Source organism: Pectobacterium nicotianae (assembly GCF_023272715.1).
Taxonomy (GTDB): domain Bacteria; phylum Pseudomonadota; class Gammaproteobacteria; order Enterobacterales; family Enterobacteriaceae; genus Pectobacterium; species Pectobacterium brasiliense.
Genome location: NZ_CP096821.1, coordinates 4,407,950 through 4,430,502, shown reverse-complemented (window position 1 = coordinate 4,430,502; position 22,553 = coordinate 4,407,950). Strand labels below are relative to the sequence as shown.

The following is a 22,553-nucleotide window of genomic DNA, read 5'->3' as shown; positions in this document are numbered from 1 at the left end:
GGACGCGGCGTACACAGGAGGTACGATGTTTTCATTGATTGAAGAACCTTGGTTGCCCGCCGTCTTTGCGGATGGTCGGATGGGTAACATTTCCCCGCAGCAGCTCTCCGACGACAATATTATCGATCTTGCCTGGCTGCGTGCCGATTTGCAGGGGGCGGGCTATCAGCTTCTTATCGGCCTGCTGCAAACCGCCTATGCCCCCGTCGATGGCGATGGCTGGACCGAGGTCTGGGAAGAAGGACTTGGCTCCGACTTTTCTCAAGCGTTAGCCACGCTGGTACCGGCGATGCAGTTTGGCGTACAGAAGCCCGCGTTTATGCAGGATTTTGCCACGCTCGACAGCGATCCGACGCCAATTTCCGGCCTGTTGATCGATGCCCCCGGCGGCAACACGCTCAAGCTGAATAAAGATCACTTCATCAAGCGCGGCACGGTCAGCACTATGTGCCCACACTGTGCGGCAATGGCGCTGTTCACGCTGCAAACCAATGCGCCATCCGGCGGGCAAGGGCACCGCACCGGGATGCGCGGCGGTGGGCCAATCACTACGCTGCTTATGCCGGAAAAATCCGGTCTGCCGCTGTGGAAAAAGCTCTGGATGAACGTGGTGACGCAAGAGGTGATGCCCAAGGGCAAACCCGATGCCACGGTGTTCCCGTGGTTAGCGAATACGCCCACCAGCGATGGCACTCACCCGCCCGTGACGCCGGAAAATGCGCATCGGCTGCAAGCCTATTGGGGCATGCCGCGCCGTATTGAACTGGATTTCACCACGCTACAGACGGGTGAATGCGATCTGTGCGGCACGGAATCGACCACGCTGCTCACGCAGTATCGCACCAAGAACTACGGCATTCAGTACGACAGCTGGCGGCACCCGCTCACTCCCTATCGTCATGCGCTGAAAGGCGATGCCCCTTTTCTGTCGGTGAAAGGGCAACCGGGCGGGCTGGCGTATCGTGACTGGCTAGGATTGCTGGTGGCGGTGGAGGATAAAATCAATCACACGTATCCCGCTGCGGTCGTGCACCACAATGCCCAGCGAGATGAACTGCGTAGAGACTCTGGGCTGTGGTGTTTTGGCTACGATATGGACAACATGAAGGCGCGTTGCTGGTATGAGCACCATGTTCCGCAGTTGTTTGCCTCTGCCCGTTTTCGTGATGATCCTCTTGCGCTACGTGAATATAAAGACCATTTGCAACTGGCGGTGGAACTGGCGCGGGACAGTGCCACGCTGCTGCGTCAGATGATTAAAGAAGCCTGGTTTTCGCGCCCTAAGGACGCAAAAGGGGATTTCAGTGCCATTGATGTCGCGTTCTGGCAGGAAACGCAGCCTGATTTTATGCGGCTGTATCAGTCGCTGGCTCAGGGGAACTCCCCCGCTACGGCGCTGAAAACGTGGCAAAAGGCGCTCTATCGCTATCTGTTGGAGAACTACGATGCCCGCGTGTTTAGCAACCCAGACGAACACCGCGATCTGGTTAAGGCGGCGGGAACGCGGAAAAAGCTGAGTGCGTTTTTCTATAAGCAAAAAGCGTCAGAAACCATTAAACAAATGCAGGAGGCAGTGGATGGCAAACACGGCTGATTTTTTGGTCATCAACAAGGATGACGCAAAAAAGATTAGTGACTGGTTCGAGGCGCTACAAAATCGCCACAGCGCTGCGGGCAATGGCCGTGCGCGACGGGCAGAGCTGCGCCGTGCCACTCCGCCTTATGGCGTGCTGACCTGTCAGGGATATCACGATTTGGCCGGGAAGCTGGCGGCGCGGCTGGAAAAGGAACACCACATCGTGGCACTGGCGATTTTTGTTTCTGTCGCGGCACACGCGGCGAAAAACATGTTGAAGACCAGCTTCGCTGCCCAGCTAGGTGAAAAACAGGGCGGCGACCGTCCTTTTCTTTCCGCTTTGCGCTTTGAACGGCTCCAGCGGGCGCAAACGCCGGAAGAACTGTATCGCCAGCTTTTCCGTGCGGTGCAAATACGCGGTGAGGCAGGTGTAAACCTCCCTTCACTGGCGGACGGTATTTTCCTGTGGGTGGACGAGTGGCAGGCGCGGCAGGAAAACCGCGCGCCGGCGCTTCACCCTTTGCGACGCAACGCCGTGCGCTGGGCGTGCGAGTATGCGCAGGCGTCACAAAACATCACCGCCGATGAGCCAGACACGACAGCAATGTTAACGACAGAAACGTCAACGACAGCCTCAGACAAGGAATAACTGATGACCACTTTTATCCAGCTTCATTTTTTAACCGCTTATCCGTCTTCTAACCTGAACCGTGATGACGCGGGTCGTCCGAAAACCGCCATCGTTGGCGGCGTCGAGCGTTTGCGGGTGTCCTCGCAAAGCCTGAAACGTGCATGGCGTACCTCTGAGGTTTTTGAGTCCGCAATGGATGGCCATATCGGCACCCGCAGTCGTCGTATTGGGCGTGATATCTACACTGCGCTGATTGCCGGCGGTATGAGTGAAAAGCTGGCCGATGAGGCGGCGAAGAGCATTGCTGAGCAATTCGGTAAACCGAAAAAAGAAGAAAAAGGCAGTAAAGACCCGCTGGAAAAATACGATATCGAACAGCTTGCTCACTTCAGCGTGGGGGAAAGAGCGCTGATCGACCAACTGGTTGCTCGTCTGATCGCAGAATCACGGAAGCCGAATAGCGAAGAACTAAAGTTACTGCGTAAGGACGCCGCCAGCGTCGATATCGCGCTGTTTGGTCGGATGTTGGCCGCCGAGCCAGAATTCAATGTTGAAGCAGCCTGTCAGGTAGCACATGCGCTGGGTGTGAGTGCCGTCACCATCGAAGACGACTTCTTCACAGCGGTGGATGATCTGAATACGTCAGCCGACAGCGGATCGGCGCATATGGGCGAACAGAGCTTTGCCTCGGCGCTGTTCTATCACTATGTCTGTATTAACCGCGATCTGCTGCTGGAAAATCTGAATAACGATGAAGAGCTGGTGGCGCGTACCCTGCGTGCGCTGACGGAAACGGTGCTGACCGTATCGCCGGGCGGCAAGCAGAACAGCTTTGCCAGCCGGGCGCTGGCAACCTATGCGCTGGCAGAAAAGGGAAGCGATCAGCCGCGTACCTTGTCGGTCGCATTTTTCAAACCTATTCGCAGTGACGATCAGGTCAATGATGCCATCGATCTGCTGTGCCAGCAAAAGGCCAAATTTGACCGAGTGTACGCCTCTGGGGGCCGTGTTCCTTCCTATGAGCTGAACGTGGAAGCGACAAATGAGGGCGGATCGCTGCAAGGGTTACTGGATTTTATCAGCCAGTAGGAGCGTGATATGGATAACTATCTGGTCTTCCAGGTCTACGCCCCGCTGGTGTCGTGGGGAGAAGTGGCGGTGGGTGAAGTGCGCCATACCTCTACAGTGCCCAGTCGTTCGGCGTTGCTGGGGTTGCTGGCAGCGGCGTTGGGGATCCGGCGTGACGATCGGGCCGCGCTGACGGTTTTCAACCAGCATTACCACGTGGCGGTGCGGCCGCTTTCCGATCGTGAAACCTGGCTGAATGACTACCACACGGTGCAGATGCCGAAAGAAAACCGCAAAGTGCCGCGCTACACAAGACGTGATGAATTGCGGCCGGAGGCGGGGCAATCGCTCGAAACCATGCTGACCTCACGCGAATACCGCTGTGATGCCTATTACCACATCGCCATTAGTGCCACACCGGATGCACCTTACGCGTTAAGTGCACTGCGGGATGCGTTGCTATCGCCGGTGTTTACGCTCTATTTCGGGCGTAAAAGCTGTCCGCCTGCGCTGCCGCTGGCACCACACCTGTTTGCTGGCACGCTGGCTGAGGTGTGGCAGTTAGCAAAGCAGACACTAGCACTGAACGACCTCGCATTAGAGACGATCGGTCGTGCCGAAGGCGTGTGCTACTGGGAACAGGAAAACGACACGGGGCTAACGGCGCAATACCGCGTCTCACGGAACGATCAGCCCGCCGATCGACGGCGCTGGCAATTCACTTCCCGCGTGCAATATGCCGGTAGTGAAAAGGGAGAGGAATGATGTATTTTTCCAGAATAACGCTGAAAACCAATGCGTTGCCGCGTGTGATGGCGGAAAAGCGGCTGCACGCGGGGGGCTATGCCAGCCACCAGTGGCTCTGGCAGCTCTTCCCCGAGCATCTTCAGAGATCGTTCCTGTTCCGTGAAGAGGAACATGAGACCAAAAGTCTGTTTTACCTGCTCTCTGAACAGGCACCGCAGGCAGGCCATAACCTGTTTCAGGTGGAAACTAAACCGTATCAACCGCAGTGGCATAACGGCATGACGCTGGCGTTTTCGCTACGTGCTAACCCGGTGGTCACGCGGGACGGCAAGCGTAGCGATGTGTTGATGGATGCGCGTCATCAGGCGAAAGCTGCCGGGCTATCTGGTGTAGAACTGTGGCAGCATCAACAGCAGCGTGCTCATGACTGGCTGGTGCGTCAGGGGGAAAACGCGGGCTTTACGGTGTCGTCGTGTCAGGTCGATGGGTATCAACGTCATCGCCTGAACAAGCCAGGCCAGTCGGCGGCGATTATGTTCAGTAGCGTGGATTATGACGGGGTGCTCCACATTACAGATGCTGAACGCTTTGCGACAGCTGTCCGGCAGGGGTTAGGAAAAAGCAAAGCACTGGGATGCGGCTTGCTGCTATTGAAACGGGCGTAGCCTGCTCTGTTACAGGGAGAGTTGACGATGTATGTTCCGCTCAATCCGATCCCGCTCAAGGATCGGGTTTCACTCATCTTTCTGCAATACGGGCAGATTGATGTTATCGATGGTGCGTTTGTGCTGGTGGATAAAACCGGCGTGCGCACGCATATTCCCGTGGGGTCGGTTGCCTGCATCATGCTGGAGCCGGGTACGCGGGTTTCTCATGCGGCCGTGCGGCTGGCTGCGACGGTCGGGACGCTACTGGTGTGGGTCGGCGAAGCCGGTGTACGGCTGTATGCGTCTGGTCAGCCCGGCGGTGCGCGGTCGGACAAATTACTCTATCAGGCCAAGCTGGCGTTGGATGAGGAATTGCGCCTGAAAGTGGTGCGCAAAATGTTTGAGCTACGCTTTGGTGAACCTGCGCCAAGCCGCCGTTCGGTCGATCAGCTCAGGGGAATTGAAGGTGCCCGCGTGCGCCAAACGTATACGCTGTTGGCGCAGCAGTATGGCGTGAAATGGAATGGCCGACGTTACGATCCGAAAGACTGGGAACGAGGCGACAAGGTCAACCAGTGCATTAGCGCGGCAACGTCCTGCCTGTATGGTATTACGGAAGCTGCCGTGCTGGCGGCGGGCTATGCACCAGCAATCGGGTTTGTCCACAGCGGCAAACCGCTTTCTTTTGTCTACGACATTGCCGACATCATCAAATTCGAGGGGGTGGTGGCGAAAGCTTTTGAAATTGCAGCCCGCAACCCTGCCGAGCCGGATCGTGAAGTGCGGCTTGCCTGTCGTGATATTTTCCGCAGCCAGAAAACGCTGAGCAAACTAATTCCCTTGATTGAGGAAGTCTTGTCTGCGGGTGGCATTACGCCGCCGCTACCGCCGGACGATGCACAGCCGCCTGCAATTCCAGAGCCGAAACCGTTTGGTGACAGCGGCCACCGGGGGCAGGGTTAAATGAGCATGCTGGTGGTTGTGACGGAAAATGTCCCGCCGCGGTTGCGCGGCAGGCTGGCGGTGTGGCTATTGGAAGTCCGCGCGGGAGTGTATGTCGGTGATACGTCACAGCGGGTGAGAGAGATGGTCTGGCAGCAGATTATCGAACTGGCAGAACAGGGCAACGTTGTGATGGCGTGGGCGACGAATACGGAATCCGGTTTTGAGTTCCAAACCTGGGGCGAAAACCGCCGAATGCCGGTAGATCTGGATGGCCTGCGGTTAGTCTCTTTCTCACCTATTGAAAATCAATAAGTTAGCGATCTTTAACAACATGGAAAAATCGGTAGAATTTTTTATGCCGAAAAAAGTGTTATAAAACAACTCTCTACTTTTAGAGTGTTCCCCGCGCCAGCGGGGATAAACCGTGGATTGCCGGGATTTATCCTGCGGAGCTGGGGTGTTCCCCGCGCCAGCGGGGATAAACCGCCATCTACCTCTCAGGATGTTGGTGAGTTTGTGTGTTCCCCGCGCCAGCGGGGATAAACCGTTGCCGTTAGTTCCTTGGGTTAATCCTGAAAAGTGTTCCCCGCGCCAGCGGGGATAAACCGGACCGCATCATCCTTACTGATGATATTCCTGGCGTGTTCCCCGCGCCAGCGGGGATAAACCGCACAATGACTGGATTTGTGAATGCTTGCACATGTGTTCCCCGCGCCAGCGGGGATAAACCGTCGGGCTTACCACAATTTCGTTGCTTGCCTGTGTGTTCCCCGCGCCAGCGGGGATAAACCGGGTTAGCATCATACGATCCAATAGACAAAGATGTGTTCCCCGCGCCAGCGGGGATAAACCGAGTTTTCGGCCATAGTCCAGCGTTACGGCTGGGTGTTCCCCGCGCCAGCGGGGATAAACCGACCTACGGCATATACATCATTCTCAGCAGTAAGTGTTCCCCGCGCCAGCGGGGATAAACCGAAGTGATCGGCGTGCTGTCGGTCAATTGTCAGGTGTTCCCCGCGCCAGCGGGGATAAACCGGCTAATACGCCACGCTCAGAGCGTCGCCGTCTGTGTTCCCCGCGCCAGCGGGGATAAACCGACCTCAACCGTTGCGCCCGACAATTCAATGATGTGTTCCCCGCGCCAGCGGGGATAAACCGTCCACCTTAATCGACATGGCGAAAAAATCTAAGTGTTCCCCGCGCCAGCGGGGATAAACCGGCGAAAATATTCAAAAACAACAGCGTGGCCATGTGTTCCCCGCGCCAGCGGGGATAAACCGCGCACCCATGCGCCCTGATTTAGGTCGGCTTTGTGTTCCCCGCGCCAGCGGGGATAAACCGGGCAGATTGCGGAGGCTGCAAAAACGGTCCTTGTGTTCCCCGCGCGAGCAGGGATAAACCGCTGGGCGTTAATGACATCAAATCGACAACGAAGTGTTCCCCGCGCCAGCGGGGATAAACCGCATTGAATGTATTTGGTTTGTCTGGTGAATTGGTGTTCCCCGCGCCAGCGGGGATAAACCGGACTGCCAGTCTGACGATCCTCCGAGCCCAGCAGTGTTCCCCGCGCCAGCGGGGATAAACCGCGATCGATTGCTGATTACATCAACTCGCTGGAGTGTTCCCCGCGCCAGCGGGGATAAACCGGTAAAACGTCAGAAAAAACTGTTATTGCATCAGTGTTCCCCGCGCCAGCGGGGATAAACCGCATTGACCCCTTGTTATTCCCGCTTACCGGTTGTGTTCCCCGCGCTAGCGGGGATAAACCGTAAACACGAAAGTCATCGGGTAATTGCGTCGAGTGTTCCCCGCGCCAGCGGGGATAAACTGGGCTTATACCCCTTGTTGCATGTTGGTCTAAATATCCCCCGCACGGAACCAAATCCCGCTGCTGGCTGGCGCGATGGGGGATTGCGTGTCAGTATTAAAGCACGCCATTTTTGCACTCACCGTTACGGTGAGGCGCTATGCCAATGATTTTTGTCTTCCATACGTTACCGTAAGGAGGTGATATGAAAGTTGAAGCCGCAGAGTCGTCCGTCTTTGCCAGCCAGCAGGTGATGGCGAAGCGTTCGACAGAGCATGCAGAGAAAGCGGCGCTGTCCGAACAGCTTCAGTCTTATCAAGCGGGCAGCGGTGCCGTTCCTGTGGGTCAGACGACGCGGTATGATTTCACCCGCATTAGCCCTGCAGAGCTGTATGAAACGGGTGAAGGCCTTGTCAGCAGTGGGCGGTTGGGGCGTGAAGAGGGTTCCGCGCTGCTGGGTTTTGTCTCGTCGCCGAGAGCCGAAGGGGGAAGTATTCCGCCTTCCAATGTGTTCCAGCCGATTAATGTTTTCGACACCATTCAGCAAGGCGTCGCGGGCGCATCATCCCGTAGCGAAGTGCAAAATACTGAAAGCCTGCAGCGTGCCGCAGAGGCGCTGAACCGCTTTCAGGGACAGGTCTCCAGCATTAGCGTTTACGTTTAGCGTATTTCAGTGCGCCGTAGTCTGATGACGTCTCCCTATCCCCGCGTTTGCGGGGATAGTTGTTTTATACCGCGCTCAGCGTGGGGTTCGAGCTTTGATTTCCGTCAGCAGCGTGATTAGCGCCTGCACGTTATCGTCCTGCGTGCGCCAGGATGACACGCTGATGCGCAGTGCCGGACGTCCTTGCCAAACGGTACCACCAAACCATGCCTTGCCCGACGCCTGCAACGCGTCTCGTATCGCCGTCGTTTGGCTGTCAGTTTCTCCCCGCAGCAGAACCTGATTAAGCACAACCCGATTCAGTATCTCAAAACCCGCATGGCGCAGGCCGTCGGCGATGAAGGTTGCCTGTCGGCAGTGTCGTTCGACCATCTCCGCCACGCCGTCGCGCCCCAGCGTACGCAGTGCCGCCCACACCGGAATGCCGCGCGGCCGGCGGGAGAACTCGAGCGTCAGGTTCTTCTGCGCATCTCGCGCCGCACTGGAATAGACGGCATCCGCGTTCATCGCTTCCGCCAGCACGTCCGCATCGCGGCAAATCGCCATCGCACAATCGTAGGGTGTGTTCAGCCATTTATGCGCGTCGGTTGTCCAGCTATCGGCCAGCTCGATGCCGTCGGTGAGCGCCGTGTGGGACGAGGCTCTGGCCCACAGCCCGAAGGCACCATCAACGTGAACCCAGGCACCCGCTGCTTTCGCGACGGGAATGATCTGCGCAAAGTCATCGAACTCGCCTGTGTTGACCTCGCCCGCCTGCAAACAAAGAATCGTGCGGTCGTCCAGCGAAGGAAGCTGCGCTACGTCGATCTGCCCAAACGCGTTCACGGGCGCGATACGTAAATGGCGTAGCCCAAAGCCGAGTACGCGTAGCGCTTTCTTCACGGTGATGTGCGTCAGTTCCGAAATCACGACCTTAATTTCAGGTGCGCTGTTCAGTCCATCGTTGTCAAAATCCCAGCCTTGTTTTGCCAGTAGAGCACGACGTGCGGCGGCCAGACAGGAAAGTGTGCAGGCGGTGGCGCTGGTGCCGAAACCCACGGCGCTGTTTTTGGGCAAGTTCAGCGCATCGAGTACCCAGCGACTGGCGAGGCGTTCCAGCGTGGCGGATACCGGCGAGTTATCAAAGGTGGAGGCGCACTGATCCCAGGCGATCATTAATCGCTCGGAAGCGGCGGCGACCGGCAATGAAGCACCGATAACAAAGCCGAAATAGTTTGGGCCATTGGAGGCGGTGGTGGCCGGTGAGCCGACCTCATCCAGCAGCGTCAGCGTGCTTTCGGGCGAGAAGCCCTGTTGCGGCAGCGCTTCATCAAAACGTGCCAGCGCGGCGAGGGCAGCGGCATCGGGGAAAACCCGACGCTGTACAGTCTCAGACAGATAGCGTCGGCCGCGCTCGTCGGCATCAGCCAGTAACGTCAGTTCGCTCATGCTTTTTCTCTTATCAATAGGATGGTGTGTTTATCCAGTAGCGTTGTTCTGCTATCACGATGGCGTGGAGGCGGCCGGTGACGGCGCTGAGGTGTGCAGCGTCACTTTCCAGAAAAGCAGCGCCGTCAGGCTGACGGCTGCGCCAAGGAGGCACACGCCTGACCAGCCCGCAGCGTCATACGCCGCTGTCGTTGCCATCGCGCCAAGTCCGCTGCCGATGCTATAAAACAACATATAACAGCCAACCAGACGACTGTGCGCATCGGGATGCGTCTTGAAAATCATGCTTTGGTTGGTGACGTGAATGGCCTGTCCGCCCAGATCGAGAACGATAATGCCGACCACCAGCGCGAAGAGAGAATAGGGCGCTAACCACAGCGGTAGCCACGATGTCAGCAGCAATAACAGGGCGATGCCGCTGACCCACTGTTCGCGGCCTTTATCAGCCAATGAGCCCGCTTTTACCGCCGCTAGTGCGCCGAGAATCCCCACCAGACCAAACGCACCGATAACCGTATGAGAAAAGAAATACGGTTCGCGACTCAGCGGCAGAACCAGTGCGCTCCAGAAAATGCTCAGGGCAGCAAACATCAGTAAAGCGATGGTGCCGCGTATTTGCAACACCCGTTCTTGACGCAGCAGGGTCAGCATAGAAAGCAGTAGCGTGGAATAGCGTGGGCGCTGCCGGGCAAGCGGCTGATGCGGCAGTGTGCGCCATAACAGCACAGCAAGCAGAAGCATGAGCAGCGCGGAGAAAAAGTATACGCTGCGCCAGCCTGCGACATCGGCGATGAAGCCGGATAGCACGCGCGCCAGCAACAGCCCAATCACCACGCCGCCCTGTGCCGCACCCACCACGCGCCCACGCTCCTGCGGTGCGGCAGCCGTTGCGGCATAAGCAATCAGCCCCTGAGTCATTGCCGTACCGAGCATGCCCACGGCCAGCATGCCGATCAATAGAGCGAGGGGCGTGGTGGATAGCCCAACGGCGATCAGCGCTACGATGAGCGCACCCAACTGGGCGAGCATCAAATAGCGTCGATTGAGGATATCACCCAGCGGCACGAGCAGAATTAAGGCCAGCGCACAGCCAAGCTGTGTTGCGGTCATCACGCCACCAACGGCGGCGATACTGATGTGAAAATCTACCGATAGTGCATCCAACAGCGGCTGTGCGTAATACACATTGGCGACGCTGAGGGCGCTGGCACAGGCAAACAGCAAAACTAACGCGCGCGGCAATGTCGTCTGCGTGCTGTAAAGATCGCCTTCGGTAACGGATGACGTGGTATGAATAGGGCTTGTTTTCATCGTATTGGCTTTCATGGCTCAATTTGGTTTCAAAATAAAACCACTTGAAGCATAAATACTCTGGTTTTATTCTGCAACCAAAAACGTGCGGTCAGTTTTCCGCCTGTGGGTAAGGCAGGCAGGATGAACAGGAAAAAGGGGAGTAAGTATTCATGGTGAAGCGCAAAAGTCTGAAAGAGGATGCGTGTCCCGTCGCCCGTGCGCTGGATGTGGTTGGCGATCGCTGGGCGTTGCTGATTATCCGCGATGCCTTCGACAATCGCCGCCGTTTCGGCGATTTTCAGCGTAGTTTGGGCGTTGCCAAAAATATTCTTATCGATCGTCTGCGCACCCTGGTTGAGGAAGGTATTTTGTCCGTTCAGCCCGTTTCCGAAGGCTCGGCCTATCAGGAATATATCCTGACGCCAAAAGGCGAACAGCTATTCCCGCTCGTTGTGGCGCTACGCCAGTGGGGGGAACAGCAGCTGTTTGCAGAGGGAGAACCTCACTCCCTGCTATTGGATAAACACACTGGCCAGCCTCTGCAAACCATGCTGCCGCATTCTGCGGAAGGGCAGTTAGTGGTCGGGCAGGATACGTTCGTTCAGAAAGTGGATTGAGGCAGCGTAATGCAGAAAAAACTGAGAGAAACAGGTAGCGATCTTGAGGCAATCTCCCGCTATTTGAAGAAGTTGCACGTACTGACGTTATGCGTAGGTGAAAATTCGGAATTATGGTGTGCGAGTTGCTTCTATACTTATGACGATCAACAGATAGCCTTCTATCTAATGACGGAGTTGCAGACGCGCCACGGAGAAATAATGGCAAGGCTGCCGCAGGTGGCCGGTACGGTGAGCGGTCAGCCGAAGAGCGTCATGCTGATTAAGGGCGTGCAGTTTCGGGCGCAGGCGGTGCAGTTGGACGGGGGTGACGCGCAGCAGGCCAGAGCGCGATACAACGCGCGTTTCCCTATTGCCCGGGCATCGCAAGCGCCGATTTGGCGGCTCGATCTGACAGAAATCAAAATGACGGACAATACGTTGGGCTTTGGTAAGAAGCGCCACTGGCAGCGCTAACGTTTGTCATAACTAACATTTTCCATACATAACAATTTTCCATACATAACAACAGCAACGTAAAAAGATGGGATAGTGAAAGACGCTGAGCAAGGGGGAAAACCGATGAGCCGAGTACTGTTATTAGGTGCAACGGGGTTAGTGGGGCACGAGTTGTTAGAGCTGTTGAAAGCCAATAATCGGGTAGAGACGATCTATGCGCCGACCCGTAAGCCGCTGGCACCGTCAGAGAAAGTGGTCAATCCGCACGATCCCGATCTCTCTGCCGCGCTGGCGCAATTGACCGATCCTGTCGATATCGCGTTTTGCTGTCTGGGATCGACGCTCAAGACGGCAGGCAGTAAGCAGGCGTTCCGTTATGTGGATTACACGCTGGTGGTGGAAGGATCAAAGGTAGCGCTGGCGCTAGGCGCGACGCACCTGTTAGTCGTCAGTTCGCTGAGCGCGAGTGCGACGTCGCCTTTCTTCTATTCGCGCGTGAAGGGAGAAGCGGAAAAATCGCTGCGTCAGCAAGGCTGGCAGCATCTGACACTGGCACAGCCGTCGATGCTGCTGGGGGAAAGAGAAGATAGTCGTCCGCTAGAAAGTCTGGCCGCGCCGCTGTTTCGCCTGTTCCCGGCAAAATGGCGAGCCATTGAAGGGAAAACGGTCGCGCAGGCGTTGTTGAATCAGGCGTTCTCACCCGAGCCCAAAGCGCGGGTCACTGTGCTCGAATCCGATCAATTACGTTCACTGGGTAAGCAGCAGGCGCTTCAGTAACCTCTTGTCGATCAACGCAGACGGTGGACAACCTGATTGCTGCTGCCGCGCCAGATCAGTGCGGGATCTTTCAGATCTTGCACAAACTTTCCATCGACTAACACGTTGATGAGATCGACCACCTGCTGTTGCTCCGGTGTCAGTTCCGCCAGCACGTAGCCCGTCCAGACCCAGATATCTTTGCCGGCGCATTCCGCGCGTATCCGTTCGACCAGCCGCAGGATGTCAGGCACATTCCGTGGGTGAAGCGGATCGCCGCCAGACAGCGAAATGCCCTGCCGTGGGATCGCCGTATCCTGGAGATCGGCGATGATCCGATCTTCCTGTTCCTGTGTAAACGGCTGACCTGAGTTGAGTCGCCAGGTACTTTTGTTGTAGCACCCCACACACTCATGTACACAGCCAGCGACAAACAGCGTGCAGCGGGTGCCGGGGCCGTTGACGACATCAATGGGATAATACTGGTGGTAATTCATACGGTAGAGCCCATGTTGTAAAGCGGGCGCGTGTTGACTGTGCCGCGAAAGGTGGGCCGCATCGCTGCGGCCCGGAAGGGATTATCCCAGTTGGCCGTTACCTAAGTGCTTGATTCGACGCTTCACTTCTTCCTGCTTACCGGCGTTGAACGGGCGTGCATCCGGGCTGCCGAGGTAGCCGCATACGCGGCGCGTGACGGAAACGCGGGCCGAATCGTGATTGCCACATTTCGGGCAGGTGAAGCCTTTGCTGGTGCACTCGAATTCACCGGTGAAGCCACACTCATAGCATTCGTCGATCGGCGTGTTGGTGCCGTAGTAAGGCACGCGGCTGTAGCTGTAATCCCACACGTCTTCCAGCGCTTTGAGGTTGTGTTGCAGGTTCGGGTATTCGCCGTAGCAAATGAACCCCCCGTTAGCCAGCGGCGGATAGGGTAGCTCGAAGTCGATTTTCTGGTAAGGGTTCACCTTCTTCTCCACATCGAGGTGGAAGCTGTTGGTGTAATACCCTTTGTCCGTCACGCCCTGCACGACGCCAAACTCGGCGGTATCCAGACGGCAGAAGCGGTCACACAGGTTTTCGCTCGGCGTGCTGTACAGGCTGAAGCCGTAACCCGTTTCGTCTTTCCACTGCTCGGTGGCGGCTTTCAGGCGAGTGATAACGGCCACGGCTTTAGCACGTAGTGCTTCGTCATCAAACACGTGCGTTTGGCTACCGAAGAGGGCGTTAATCGTTTCATGCAGGCCGATGTAACCCAGTGAAATCGAGGCGCGTCCGTTCTTGAAGATATCCGCAATGCTGTCGTCTGCTTTTAAGCGCACGCCGCACGCGCCTTCCATATACAGGATTGGCGCGACGCGAGCTTTCACACTTTCCAGCCGCGCAATGCGCGTCATCAGCGCTTTCTTCGCCAGTGCCAGACGCTGATCGAGCAGCGTCCAGAAGCGGTCTTCATTGCCTTCGGCTTCCAGCGCAATACGCGGCAGGTTCAGGCTGATCACACCTAAGTTATTGCGGCCGTCGTGAATCTGCTGGCCGTTTTCTTCATAAACGCCGAGGAAGCTGCGGCAGCCCATTGGCGTTTTGAACGAACCGGTGACGTTGACGACCTGATCGTAGTTCAGAATATCCGGATACATGCGCTTGCTGGCGCACTCCAGCGCGAGCTGTTTGATATCGTAATTCGGATCGCCCGCTTTGTGGTTCAGACCGTCGCGAATCGCAAAGACCAGTTTTGGGAAGACCGCTGTTTTGTGGTTTTTACCCAGCCCGGCAATACGGTTGCGCAGAATCGATTCCTGAATCAGACGCGATTCCCAGCTGATGCCGAGCCCGAAGCCAAAGGTCACGAACGGCGTCTGGCCGTTAGCGGTGTGCAGCGTGTTGACCTCATATTCCAGTGACTGGAAGGCGTCGTAGCACTCTTTTTGCGTGCGGGTTAAGGCATAGTTTTCCGCATCTGGAATCTGCCACTCTTCCGCCACGGCTTTATGTTTCGCATGGCTGGCGGTGACGAACGGCGCCAGAATCTCATCAATACGGTTAATCGTGGTGCCGCCATAAATGTGGCTGGCGACCTGCGCGATAATCTGCGCGGTGACGGCGGTAGCCGTGGAGATCGACTTCGGTGGTTCAATCTCCGCGTTGCCCATTTTGAAGCCGTTGGTCAGCATGCCGTTCAGGTCGATCAGCATGCAGTTGAACATCGGGAAAAACGGCGAGTAGTCGAGGTCGTGATAGTGAATCTCACCGCGCTCGTGTGCCAGTACCACATCACGCGGCAGGATGTACTGTTTGGCGTAATGCTTGGCGACAATACCGGCCAGCAGGTCGCGCTGGGTGGGAATCACTTTACTGTCTTTGTTGGCGTTCTCGTTCAGCAGCGCCATGTTGCTCTGCTCGACCAGACCGCGAATTTCCTGATTCAGGCGACCGTGGCGTTCACGCGCAATATCGCGGTCATGGCGGTATTCGATGTAGGTACGCGCCAGTTTTTTGTAATTGCCGGACATCAGCAGGTTTTCGACCGCGTCCTGAATCTCGCGGATATCTACGCGCGATTTATCCTGCATTTGTTGAGCGACCGCACAGGCCACAGTTGCACAGTAGTCTGCATCATTGACACCGGCTGCATGTGCCGCGCGTTCGACCGCCTCTTTGATTCGCACTTCATCAAAAGGCACCTGGCAACCGTCCCGTTTAATCACTACTGGTTTCACGTTTTCTTCCTCTGGAAAGGTTATCCACAGGCGAAAACCGTAACTGACAAGGGTTACAGAGGGCTGTGGATGACACTGTGGATAAACACTATATGTAGTTCATGTTTACAGGATAGGCACTATATATTGAAATTGCGTAGGGGTGTTTGCGCTTTTATCGCTGTAAAATTGATGTAGAGCAAAGAAATCCTCATGTCGCGGGGAATTTGAGCCTGAACAAAAAATAGGCAAAAAAGGCGATGAGAATGGGAAGGCTTGCTACGCGCGGCTTGGCGGAAATTTGTTTGTTTTTTGACCGTGATGTGTGCTGCGAATGTCAATAATGTTGTTGTGGTGAAAGAAAGAACAGAAAAAAAGCGCACCGGTTACCGTGCGCTTTTTGGGGATATTGCGGTGATATTTAGCGACGAACGGCGATCGCTTCGATCTCGATCTTCACGTCTTTTGGCAGGCGTGCGACTTCAACGCAAGAGCGAGCTGGGAACGGTGCGCTATGTTCGTTGAAGAAGGCTTCATACGCGGTGTTGACCAGCGCGAAATCGTGCAGGTCTTTCACAAATACGGTCATTTTCACGATATCGGAAACTTTCAGGCCAGCGGCTTCTACGATCGCCTGAACGTTTTCCAGTGACTGACGCGTCTGAGCGGTGATGTTATCTGCCACCAGACCGCTTTTCGGGTGCACGGGGATCTGGCCGGACGTGAAGATCATGCTGCCAAGGTCGACGCCCTGAACATAAGGGCCGATGGCGGCTGGGGCGTGCTCAGTGCTGATAATGCGTGACATGGTATCTCCTTGATGGGGGCGTAAAAGGAACGCGGACGCCGCCATTATTCAAAAAAGCCCCGCGACAGGCAATGTCCATCGCGGGGCAACACAGAAAACTAGCGATCTTGCAGTACCGCCTGACGCTCAAATTCTTTCTCGCAGTACTTACATTTGAGGTGAACGTCGCCGTCGCGCTGCTTCACGCTGAATGACGATGAAACCGGTTCGCTGCGGCTGATGCAGTTGCTGTTCGGGCAAGTGAGCACGCCAGTAATGTGGTCTGGCAGTGTCGGCACCAGCTTGCGCACGACGTCATAATCATCGATCTGATTGACGGTCGCCTGTGGTGCGTAGATTGCCAGCTGATTCGCCTGCTGTTCGGTCAGGAAGACGTTCTCTATCTTGATCAGATCTTTGCGCCCAAGATGGTTGGACGGCAAGTTCAGGCCGATGGTGATGCGCTGGTCTGTCGCGGTCAGTTTAAACAGCGTCAGCAGCTTAAAACCCACCTGTGCGGGAATGTGGTCGATCACCGTGCCACGTTTGATCGCTTCAACCTGTAATTTATTATCGTGTGTCATGATGGCTTCTTCCTCTTACAGAACCAGTTCGCGATTCAGGACCAGCGCCAGCAGCGCCTGACGGGCGTAAATACCGTTGCCTGCCTGCTGGAAATAATAGGCGTAAGGCGTGGCATCCACATCAATGGTGATCTCATCAACGCGCGGTAGCGGGTGCAGTACTTTCAAATTCGGGCGAGCGCTGTGCAGATCGTCGGCGCGCAGGATAAACTGGGATTTGATATTGATGTATTCGGACGGATCCAGACGCTCTTTCTGCACGCGCGTCATGTACAGAATATCCAGCTCGCCGGCGACGTCGTCGATGCTGTTGTGCAGGCTGTAAGCAATATTCTTCTCTTTCAGCATGCTCAGAATGTAGTCCGGCATCGCCAGCGCATCTGGGGCGATGAAGTAGAAGCGGTTGCCTTCAAACTTCGCCAGCGCCTGCGTGAGTGAATGCACCGTGCGGCCATATTTCAAATCACCGACCATCGCGATATTGATGTTATTCAGTCGGCCCTGCGTTTCCTGAATGGTGAACAAATCGAGCAGCGTCTGCGTCGGGTGTTGGTTCGCGCCGTCGCCAGCGTTCAGAATCGGAATACCGCCGGAGAACTCGGTCGCAAGGCGGGAAGCGCCTTCCTGCGGGTGACGCATTACGATGGCATCCACGTATTGGCTGATGACGGAAATGGTGTCGGCCAGCGTTTCGCCCTTTTTCCCCAGCGATGTGTTGTTGCTGTCAGCGAAACCGACGACGGAGGCACCGAGGCGATGCATCGCGGTTTCAAAGGATAAACGCGTCCGGGTGGAGGCCTCGAAGAAGCAACTGGCAATCACTTTATGTTTCAACAACTCAGGCTGAGGATTGGCTTTCAGGCTGGCGGCGACACGCAGCGTCAGCTCCAAATCTTCCCGGCTGAGGTCGTTAATCGAAATAATATGTTTTTGATAGAGCGGATTGACCATGTTGTCTTTCTCCTAACGTGTACACAGGAAATGTCGTATCTGGTTGCCCGGATTGTGGGCCAAAAAAAAGCCCCTCATTGAGGGGCTTTCTTCATTGAATAATTGAGCAACGGAAAGGAAAACGCTAGCTGGCTGCCGGATGGCAGTTGTGGTTGAGAACCAACATAAGCAGCGGATTTTTTGGTGTAACGGTGCATGACCCCTCCCAGCAAACTGTCGGGAATTATACGCGCCGACTAGGCTATTTCAAGCAGAAAACGTGGTTTTTTACGCATCGCAATCGGTTGCGGGTCGCGTGCTGTATGCATAACGTGCGTGAGTGGGAGAAGGTCAATGGGGAAGAGTGGTGGGCAGTTCACTTTTTCGTATTAACACGCTGGCGGGCGTCACATTTGGAGAGTATAAGGATTGTAAAACAGAGTTTCATTTTTATATCAACGAGGGTTTTTATGATTACTGGCAACGTCCACCACCTTGAACTGGTTCCTTATCTGCCTGCCAAACTGCGCGAAGCGATTGAATACGTGAAGCAAAACATTACGGCAGACACGCCGCTGGGCAAGCATGATATCGAAGGCAACAGTGTGTTTGTGCTGATCTCCAACGATAGCACCGATCTGCTGGAAAAACGCCGCGCCGAGTATCACGCTAAATATCTGGACATTCAGATCGTGCTGTCTGGTGTGGAAGGGATGACGTTCAGTAACCTGCCTGCGGGCAAGCCGGACACCGACTGGCTGGCAGATAAAGACATTGCTTTCCTGCCTGCGGGCGAGCAGGAAAAACAGTTTGTGATGCAGGAAGGGGATTTTGTCGTCTTCTTCCCAGGCGAAGTGCATAAACCGCTGTGTGCCGTTGGTGAACCGGCACACGTACGCAAAGCCGTAGTGAAAATCGACGCGTCACTGGTGGTGTAAACCGCTGGAAAGCCTATCCCTCCCCGCGCTGGGGAGGGAAGTAAACCTTATTCCTGTACCAGCGTGGCGACCATCACCGCTTTGATGGTGTGCATGCGGTTTTCTGCCTGATCGAACACGATGCTGTGCGCGGATTCAAAGACCTCATCCGTGACTTCCATTCCACCGTGCAGACCATATTGCTCCGCCATTTGTTGGCCCATCGTCGTCTGATCGTCGTGGAACGCAGGCAGACAGTGCAGGAACTTCACCTGCGGATTACCCGTTGCGGCGATCATTGCCATGTTCACCTGATAGGGTTTCAGCAGCGCGATACGCTCTTTCCAGGTCTCTTTCGGTTCCCCCATAGAAACCCAGACATCGGTATAAATGAAATCTGCGCCCGCGACGCCCGCGGCGATATCTTCCGTCAGCGTAATGCTGCCACCGGTTTGTTCTGCCGCCGCCTGACACTCAGCCACCAGACCGTCATCCGGCCAGCAGGCTTTTGGCGCAACGAGGCGTAAATCCAGCCCGGTCAGCGCTGCCGCTTCCAGCATGGTGTTGCCCATGTTGTTGCGCGCATCGCCAACATAGACGAGCGTCATCTCTGACAGCGGTTTACCCGGCAAATGTTCCTGCATCGTCAGCAGATCCGCCAGCAACTGCGTAGGGTGGAATTCATTCGTCAGCCCGTTCCAGACCGGAACGCCCGCGTATTGCGCCAGCGTTTCGACAATTTGCTGGCCGTAGCCGCGATATTGAATGCCGTCGTACATTCTTCCCAGTACGCGCGCAGTATCCTTGATGGATTCTTTATGGCCGATTTGGCTGCCGCTTGGGCCGAGGTAGGTCACTTGCGCGCCCTGATCGTATGCAGCAACTTCGAAAGAGCAGCGAGTACGAGTCGAATCTTTTTCGAAGATGAGTGCGATGTTTTTACCTTGCAGGCGGCGGGCTTCTGTCCCGTTTTTTTTGTCGGCTTTCAGTTTCGTTGACAGGGCTAAAAGATTGGCAATTTCTGCGGGTGTAAAATCCATTAACCTTAAAAAGTGACGCTTATAGAACGGTTGCATGATGTACCTCTCCATGTGGCTCAACACTATCCCCGTCATACTTCAAGCTGCATGTGCGTTGGCTTCTCTTACTCACCCCAGTCACTTACTGATGTAAGCTCCTGAGGATTCGCGCGATTGCCGCCTTCCTGCAACTCGAATTATCTAGGGTATATCTATTGGATTAAAAGCTACTCATTGAATTAAAATTCACTTTATATGTGTAATTATTCAAATTCAAGTGGTGATATCAAACTTTGTGGTGGAGCAAGCCGCAGGGCTGTGGGACAATAAGTCATATTACGTCGTTTAATGAGGACTGAGGCATGGCAAACCGCGAATTACTGGAAGAGCAACGGGAAGAGACACGCCTGATCATTGAAGAACTGCTGGATGATGGCAGCGATCCTGACGCGCTCTATACCATTGAACACCATTTCTCTGCTGAGAAGTTTGAAGTGTTGGAAAAAGTCGCTGTAGAAGCCTTCAAGTTGGGTTATGAAGTGACGGATGCGGAAGAACTGGAAGTGGAAGATGGCGTGTTGCTGATGTGCTGCGATGCTATCAGTGAAGTTGCGCTGAAGGCGGAGATAATCGACGCGCAGGTAGAACAACTGCTGGCGCTGGCAGAACGCCACGGCGTGAATTACGACGGTTGGGGCACCTACTTCGAAGATCCAGATGGTGAAGGCGAAGAAGACGGGGATGATGAAGATTTTTATGATGAAGATGATGACGGCAAGCGCCACTAATTATTGAGTCATTAACTCGAAAGAATACGCCTCACTGAAAACGCCGCCGGAACCCCTGCGGCGTTTTTTATTCGGTATGACAGCGCGTGATTACTGCATCTTAAGCTGATTACAGTGCCTTCAACATCGTCACTTCACAGTCGGTGTGGCCCGTGTTACCCATTGAGTGGGGAATCAGCTCGAAGCCCAGTGACTCATACAGTCGGATCGCGCTGGTCAGGTGGCCGGTTGTTTCCAGATAGCAGCGGCGAAAGCCGTGCTGACGCGCAAAATCAAGCGCCTGTATCGCCAACTGACGTGCCAGCCCTTTTCCCCGCACGACGGGTAGGAAATACATTTTCTGTAATTCACACACATCTTCTTCACCTGCGACCAGCGGAGCAATGCCGCCACCGCCAACCACGCGGCCTTCATATTCAACCACCCAGTAGGCGCTTTTCGGCTGGCTATAGAGGGCAAACAGCGCGTCCAAATTAGGATCGGAAACGGTGTAGCCTTTATCAGCCGTCAAACCAAATTCAGCAGAAACCTGGCGGATGACCTGAGCGATAGCGGCATCGTCTCGCGCAGTGATTGGGCGTACCTGAAGATTGGCGGAGGTCGCGGTTGTCATAATACGTACTCTTGCTCTTACGGTTTACGAGGGGAATGATCCTGGCCGATTGTAATACCATTTCAGACCACATTGATGCAACGTCTATGCCCGTTCTTCCTGCTGTTCTTCGCGTGGTATCTGCGGTGATTTTTATGCCATATCCACACTAACGCGCCAGCATTTTCTACTGTTAAAGCCATAATATGACGCTCTGGAGCTTGAATTATCTAAGATATAAGTAAAATTTCCTGCAATCTCTTAAGATATAAATATTTAGGTCGCGCTATTCCTTACGATTTATAAGACTACTCAGTTGTTTAATTACTGTTAACTTTTATTGTTGTCGTTAACAAGACATGCTTAAATAAGCCGCTTTTTGTATGCCAATAACGTGTCTAATGAAACGTTTATGAGGCTTATTTCTTTTAGGATGAAAGGTCTATGACTATCAATACTTCAGAAAATAGCGCGCAGCATCGCGTGCAGTTTCATGGTAAGGCTGGGGAATATTTTGCAATTTGGCTGGTGAATGGATTATTAACAATAATCACCTTAGGTATTTATTCTGCCTGGGCGACAGTGCGCCGCCGCCGTTATTTTTACGGCAACACGGAAATTAACGGTGACCGTTTTGATTACCACGCACAGCCCATTCAGATCCTCAAAGGACGTTTGCTGGTTATAGCCGGTATTGTTCTGTTTTATATCGTATTAGCGATGTCACCGACGTTAGGAACTATTCTCGCATTGGCATTTGCGGCATTGATTCCGATTATCGTGATCCGCAACTGGCGTTATGACGCTATTATGTCGAGCTATCGTGGTATTCGCTTTAACTATCACTGCCAGACGGGGCGTGCGTATTGGGTGTTGCTGCTTTGTCCTATCCTGCTGCTGCTGGCGTTTTATGCTGTTTTAGCGGTTGCGATGTTCATTGGTATGCGGAGCGATAGCCCGATTATCATTACACTCATCGTGCTGGCGCTGGTGGTTCCTGGGTTTGCTGCGGTCAATGGCATCATGAAAATGATGCAGCTTGATTTCTATGTTAATAACATGTTCTTCGGCAAAACGGCGTTTAAAGCGGAGTTGACGAAAGCGGCATTTATTAAATTCGCCCTGATTAGCCTGCTGATTTTTGTTCCTTTCTTGATCGCCGCGCTGTCATTCATGGGGTCGTTCATTTTTACGCTGTATCAGATTATTATGATGGGCGCAGATTCGGACACCATTGCCATGATGCTGCTGAGCAACGTCTTCAATATGGTCATGATGTTCGTTGTGGCGCTGCTGGGTGTGCTGGTTTCCAGCAGTTATCTGGTGGTCGCACAGCGTAATTATCTGTTTAATCAGACGTCGCTGAATGGCGGTGTGAAATTGCACTCTTCCATGCAAACCATGTCTTACATGGGGCTGCTGATAACCAATAGCCTGATCACTATTTTCTCTTTGGGTTGGGCTGCACCGGTGGCAGAGATTCGTCACGCACGCTATATTGCGAATGCGACAGCGGTTGAAGGCGATCTGGCACTGCTGCATGTTCAGGCTCATCAGGACACAGCAAACAGCGCACTGGCCGAAGAAGCCGTGCAGGCGCTCGATTTGGGTGTCGGTCTCTAA

The 22,553-nt window shown here is 54.8% G+C and carries 23 protein-coding genes and 1 CRISPR repeat array; of the genes, 14 read left to right on the top strand and 9 right to left on the bottom strand.

Features of this window, described 5'->3' with window-relative positions; genetic code table 11:
- Positions 1 to 25: 25 nt before the first annotated feature.
- The 8 genes from casA to MYB54_RS19650 all read left to right on the top strand — a co-directional run bounded on the left by casA (position 26) and on the right by MYB54_RS19650 (position 8,085).
- The gene (casA, locus tag MYB54_RS19685; RefSeq protein WP_248721260.1) at positions 26 to 1,594 is read left to right on the top strand and encodes a type I-E CRISPR-associated protein Cse1/CasA; all 1,569 of its coding nucleotides are present in this window, start codon (positions 26 to 28) and stop codon (positions 1,592 to 1,594) included.
- Positions 1,578 to 2,225: a type I-E CRISPR-associated protein Cse2/CasB gene (casB, locus tag MYB54_RS19680; RefSeq protein ID WP_014913927.1), complete on the top strand. Its 648-nt coding sequence runs from the start codon at positions 1,578 to 1,580 to the stop codon at positions 2,223 to 2,225. Before casA ends, casB begins: the two co-directional genes overlap by 17 nt.
- Before the next feature lie 3 nt (positions 2,226 to 2,228).
- Positions 2,229 to 3,296: a type I-E CRISPR-associated protein Cas7/Cse4/CasC gene (gene cas7e, locus MYB54_RS19675; protein ID WP_014913928.1), complete on the top strand. Its 1,068-nt coding sequence runs from the start codon at positions 2,229 to 2,231 to the stop codon at positions 3,294 to 3,296.
- A gap of 9 nt (positions 3,297 to 3,305) precedes the next feature.
- Positions 3,306 to 4,040 (top strand): type I-E CRISPR-associated protein Cas5/CasD, encoded by a 735-nt coding sequence (gene cas5e, locus MYB54_RS19670; protein WP_248721259.1) that lies wholly within the window; start codon positions 3,306 to 3,308, stop codon positions 4,038 to 4,040.
- Positions 4,040 to 4,687 (top strand): type I-E CRISPR-associated protein Cas6/Cse3/CasE, encoded by a 648-nt coding sequence (cas6e, locus tag MYB54_RS19665; protein ID WP_248721989.1) that lies wholly within the window; start codon positions 4,040 to 4,042, stop codon positions 4,685 to 4,687. Before cas5e ends, cas6e begins: the two co-directional genes overlap by 1 nt.
- Positions 4,688 to 4,714: 27 nt before the next feature.
- Positions 4,715 to 5,632: a type I-E CRISPR-associated endonuclease Cas1e gene (gene cas1e, locus MYB54_RS19660; RefSeq protein ID WP_012822191.1), complete on the top strand. Its 918-nt coding sequence runs from the start codon at positions 4,715 to 4,717 to the stop codon at positions 5,630 to 5,632.
- Positions 5,633 to 5,926, top strand: a complete 294-nt coding sequence (gene cas2e / locus MYB54_RS19655) for a type I-E CRISPR-associated endoribonuclease Cas2e (protein WP_005973730.1) — start codon at positions 5,633 to 5,635, stop codon at positions 5,924 to 5,926. It begins immediately after the preceding gene.
- Positions 5,927 to 6,010: 84 nt separating this feature from the next.
- A CRISPR array of direct repeats spans positions 6,011 to 7,444; the repeat unit is 29 nt; unit sequence GTGTTCCCCGCGCCAGCGGGGATAAACCG.
- Between the two features lie 182 nt (positions 7,445 to 7,626).
- A complete protein-coding gene (locus MYB54_RS19650; protein WP_248721258.1) occupies positions 7,627 to 8,085 on the top strand; it encodes a hypothetical protein in 459 nt (152 codons plus the stop codon).
- Positions 8,086 to 8,160: 75 nt separating this feature from the next.
- On the opposite strand, the gene MYB54_RS19645 is transcribed toward MYB54_RS19650, so the two are convergent.
- Together MYB54_RS19645 and MYB54_RS19640 are read right to left on the bottom strand one after the other, a co-directional pair.
- Positions 8,161 to 9,513, bottom strand: a complete 1,353-nt coding sequence (locus MYB54_RS19645; protein ID WP_248721257.1) for a pyridoxal phosphate-dependent decarboxylase family protein — start codon at positions 9,511 to 9,513, stop codon at positions 8,161 to 8,163.
- A 54-nt stretch (positions 9,514 to 9,567) separates the two neighbouring features.
- Complete coding sequence (locus MYB54_RS19640) at positions 9,568 to 10,824, bottom strand: MFS transporter (protein ID WP_014913934.1); 1,257 nt, start codon at positions 10,822 to 10,824, stop codon at positions 9,568 to 9,570.
- Between the two features lie 152 nt (positions 10,825 to 10,976).
- On the opposite strand from MYB54_RS19640, the gene MYB54_RS19635 reads away from it, so the two are divergent.
- The 3 genes from MYB54_RS19635 to MYB54_RS19625 all read left to right on the top strand — a co-directional run bounded on the left by MYB54_RS19635 (position 10,977) and on the right by MYB54_RS19625 (position 12,638).
- Positions 10,977 to 11,423, top strand: a complete 447-nt coding sequence (locus MYB54_RS19635; RefSeq protein ID WP_248721256.1) for a winged helix-turn-helix transcriptional regulator — start codon at positions 10,977 to 10,979, stop codon at positions 11,421 to 11,423.
- A 9-nt stretch (positions 11,424 to 11,432) separates the two neighbouring features.
- Positions 11,433 to 11,879, top strand: a complete 447-nt coding sequence (locus MYB54_RS19630) for a YhbP family protein (protein WP_248721255.1) — start codon at positions 11,433 to 11,435, stop codon at positions 11,877 to 11,879.
- 105 nt (positions 11,880 to 11,984) lie between these two features.
- The gene (locus tag MYB54_RS19625) at positions 11,985 to 12,638 is read left to right on the top strand and encodes a Rossmann-fold NAD(P)-binding domain-containing protein (RefSeq protein WP_014913937.1); all 654 of its coding nucleotides are present in this window, start codon (positions 11,985 to 11,987) and stop codon (positions 12,636 to 12,638) included.
- An 11-nt stretch (positions 12,639 to 12,649) separates the two neighbouring features.
- On the opposite strand, the gene nrdG is transcribed toward MYB54_RS19625, so the two are convergent.
- The 5 genes from nrdG to pyrB form a co-directional block, all read right to left on the bottom strand.
- Positions 12,650 to 13,114, bottom strand: coding sequence for an anaerobic ribonucleoside-triphosphate reductase-activating protein (nrdG, locus tag MYB54_RS19620; protein ID WP_248721254.1), 465 nt, complete (start codon positions 13,112 to 13,114; stop codon positions 12,650 to 12,652).
- Positions 13,115 to 13,195: 81 nt separating this feature from the next.
- A complete protein-coding gene (gene nrdD, locus MYB54_RS19615; protein ID WP_039462771.1) occupies positions 13,196 to 15,334 on the bottom strand; it encodes an anaerobic ribonucleoside-triphosphate reductase in 2,139 nt (712 codons plus the stop codon).
- A gap of 400 nt (positions 15,335 to 15,734) precedes the next feature.
- Positions 15,735 to 16,121, bottom strand: coding sequence for a 2-iminobutanoate/2-iminopropanoate deaminase (ridA, locus tag MYB54_RS19610; RefSeq protein ID WP_014913940.1), 387 nt, complete (start codon positions 16,119 to 16,121; stop codon positions 15,735 to 15,737).
- Positions 16,122 to 16,219: 98 nt separating this feature from the next.
- Positions 16,220 to 16,684, bottom strand: coding sequence for an aspartate carbamoyltransferase regulatory subunit (gene pyrI / locus MYB54_RS19605; protein ID WP_010284552.1), 465 nt, complete (start codon positions 16,682 to 16,684; stop codon positions 16,220 to 16,222).
- Between the two features lie 15 nt (positions 16,685 to 16,699).
- A complete protein-coding gene (gene pyrB, locus MYB54_RS19600; protein ID WP_248721253.1) occupies positions 16,700 to 17,635 on the bottom strand; it encodes an aspartate carbamoyltransferase in 936 nt (311 codons plus the stop codon).
- 449 nt (positions 17,636 to 18,084) lie between these two features.
- On the opposite strand from pyrB, the gene MYB54_RS19595 reads away from it, so the two are divergent.
- Complete coding sequence (locus MYB54_RS19595; RefSeq protein WP_010298260.1) at positions 18,085 to 18,552, top strand: NanQ anomerase/TabA/YiaL family protein; 468 nt, start codon at positions 18,085 to 18,087, stop codon at positions 18,550 to 18,552.
- 47 nt (positions 18,553 to 18,599) lie between these two features.
- On the opposite strand, the gene argF is transcribed toward MYB54_RS19595, so the two are convergent.
- Entirely contained in the window at positions 18,600 to 19,607 is a 1,008-nt protein-coding gene (argF, locus tag MYB54_RS19590; RefSeq protein ID WP_014913943.1) for an ornithine carbamoyltransferase, read from the bottom strand.
- 305 nt (positions 19,608 to 19,912) lie between these two features.
- Here argF and rraB point away from each other — a divergent pair, with 305 nt between their 5' ends.
- Positions 19,913 to 20,338: a ribonuclease E inhibitor RraB gene (gene rraB, locus MYB54_RS19585; RefSeq protein WP_010284584.1), complete on the top strand. Its 426-nt coding sequence runs from the start codon at positions 19,913 to 19,915 to the stop codon at positions 20,336 to 20,338.
- Between the two features lie 109 nt (positions 20,339 to 20,447).
- Here rraB and MYB54_RS19580 read toward each other — a convergent pair whose 3' ends face one another.
- A complete protein-coding gene (locus MYB54_RS19580) occupies positions 20,448 to 20,951 on the bottom strand; it encodes a GNAT family N-acetyltransferase (RefSeq protein ID WP_039510102.1) in 504 nt (167 codons plus the stop codon).
- Positions 20,952 to 21,374: 423 nt separating this feature from the next.
- Here MYB54_RS19580 and MYB54_RS19575 point away from each other — a divergent pair, with 423 nt between their 5' ends.
- Positions 21,375 to 22,553 carry a YjgN family protein gene (locus MYB54_RS19575; protein WP_014913945.1) on the top strand — a complete coding sequence of 393 codons (1,179 nt, stop codon included), beginning with the start codon at positions 21,375 to 21,377 and terminating at the stop codon, positions 22,551 to 22,553.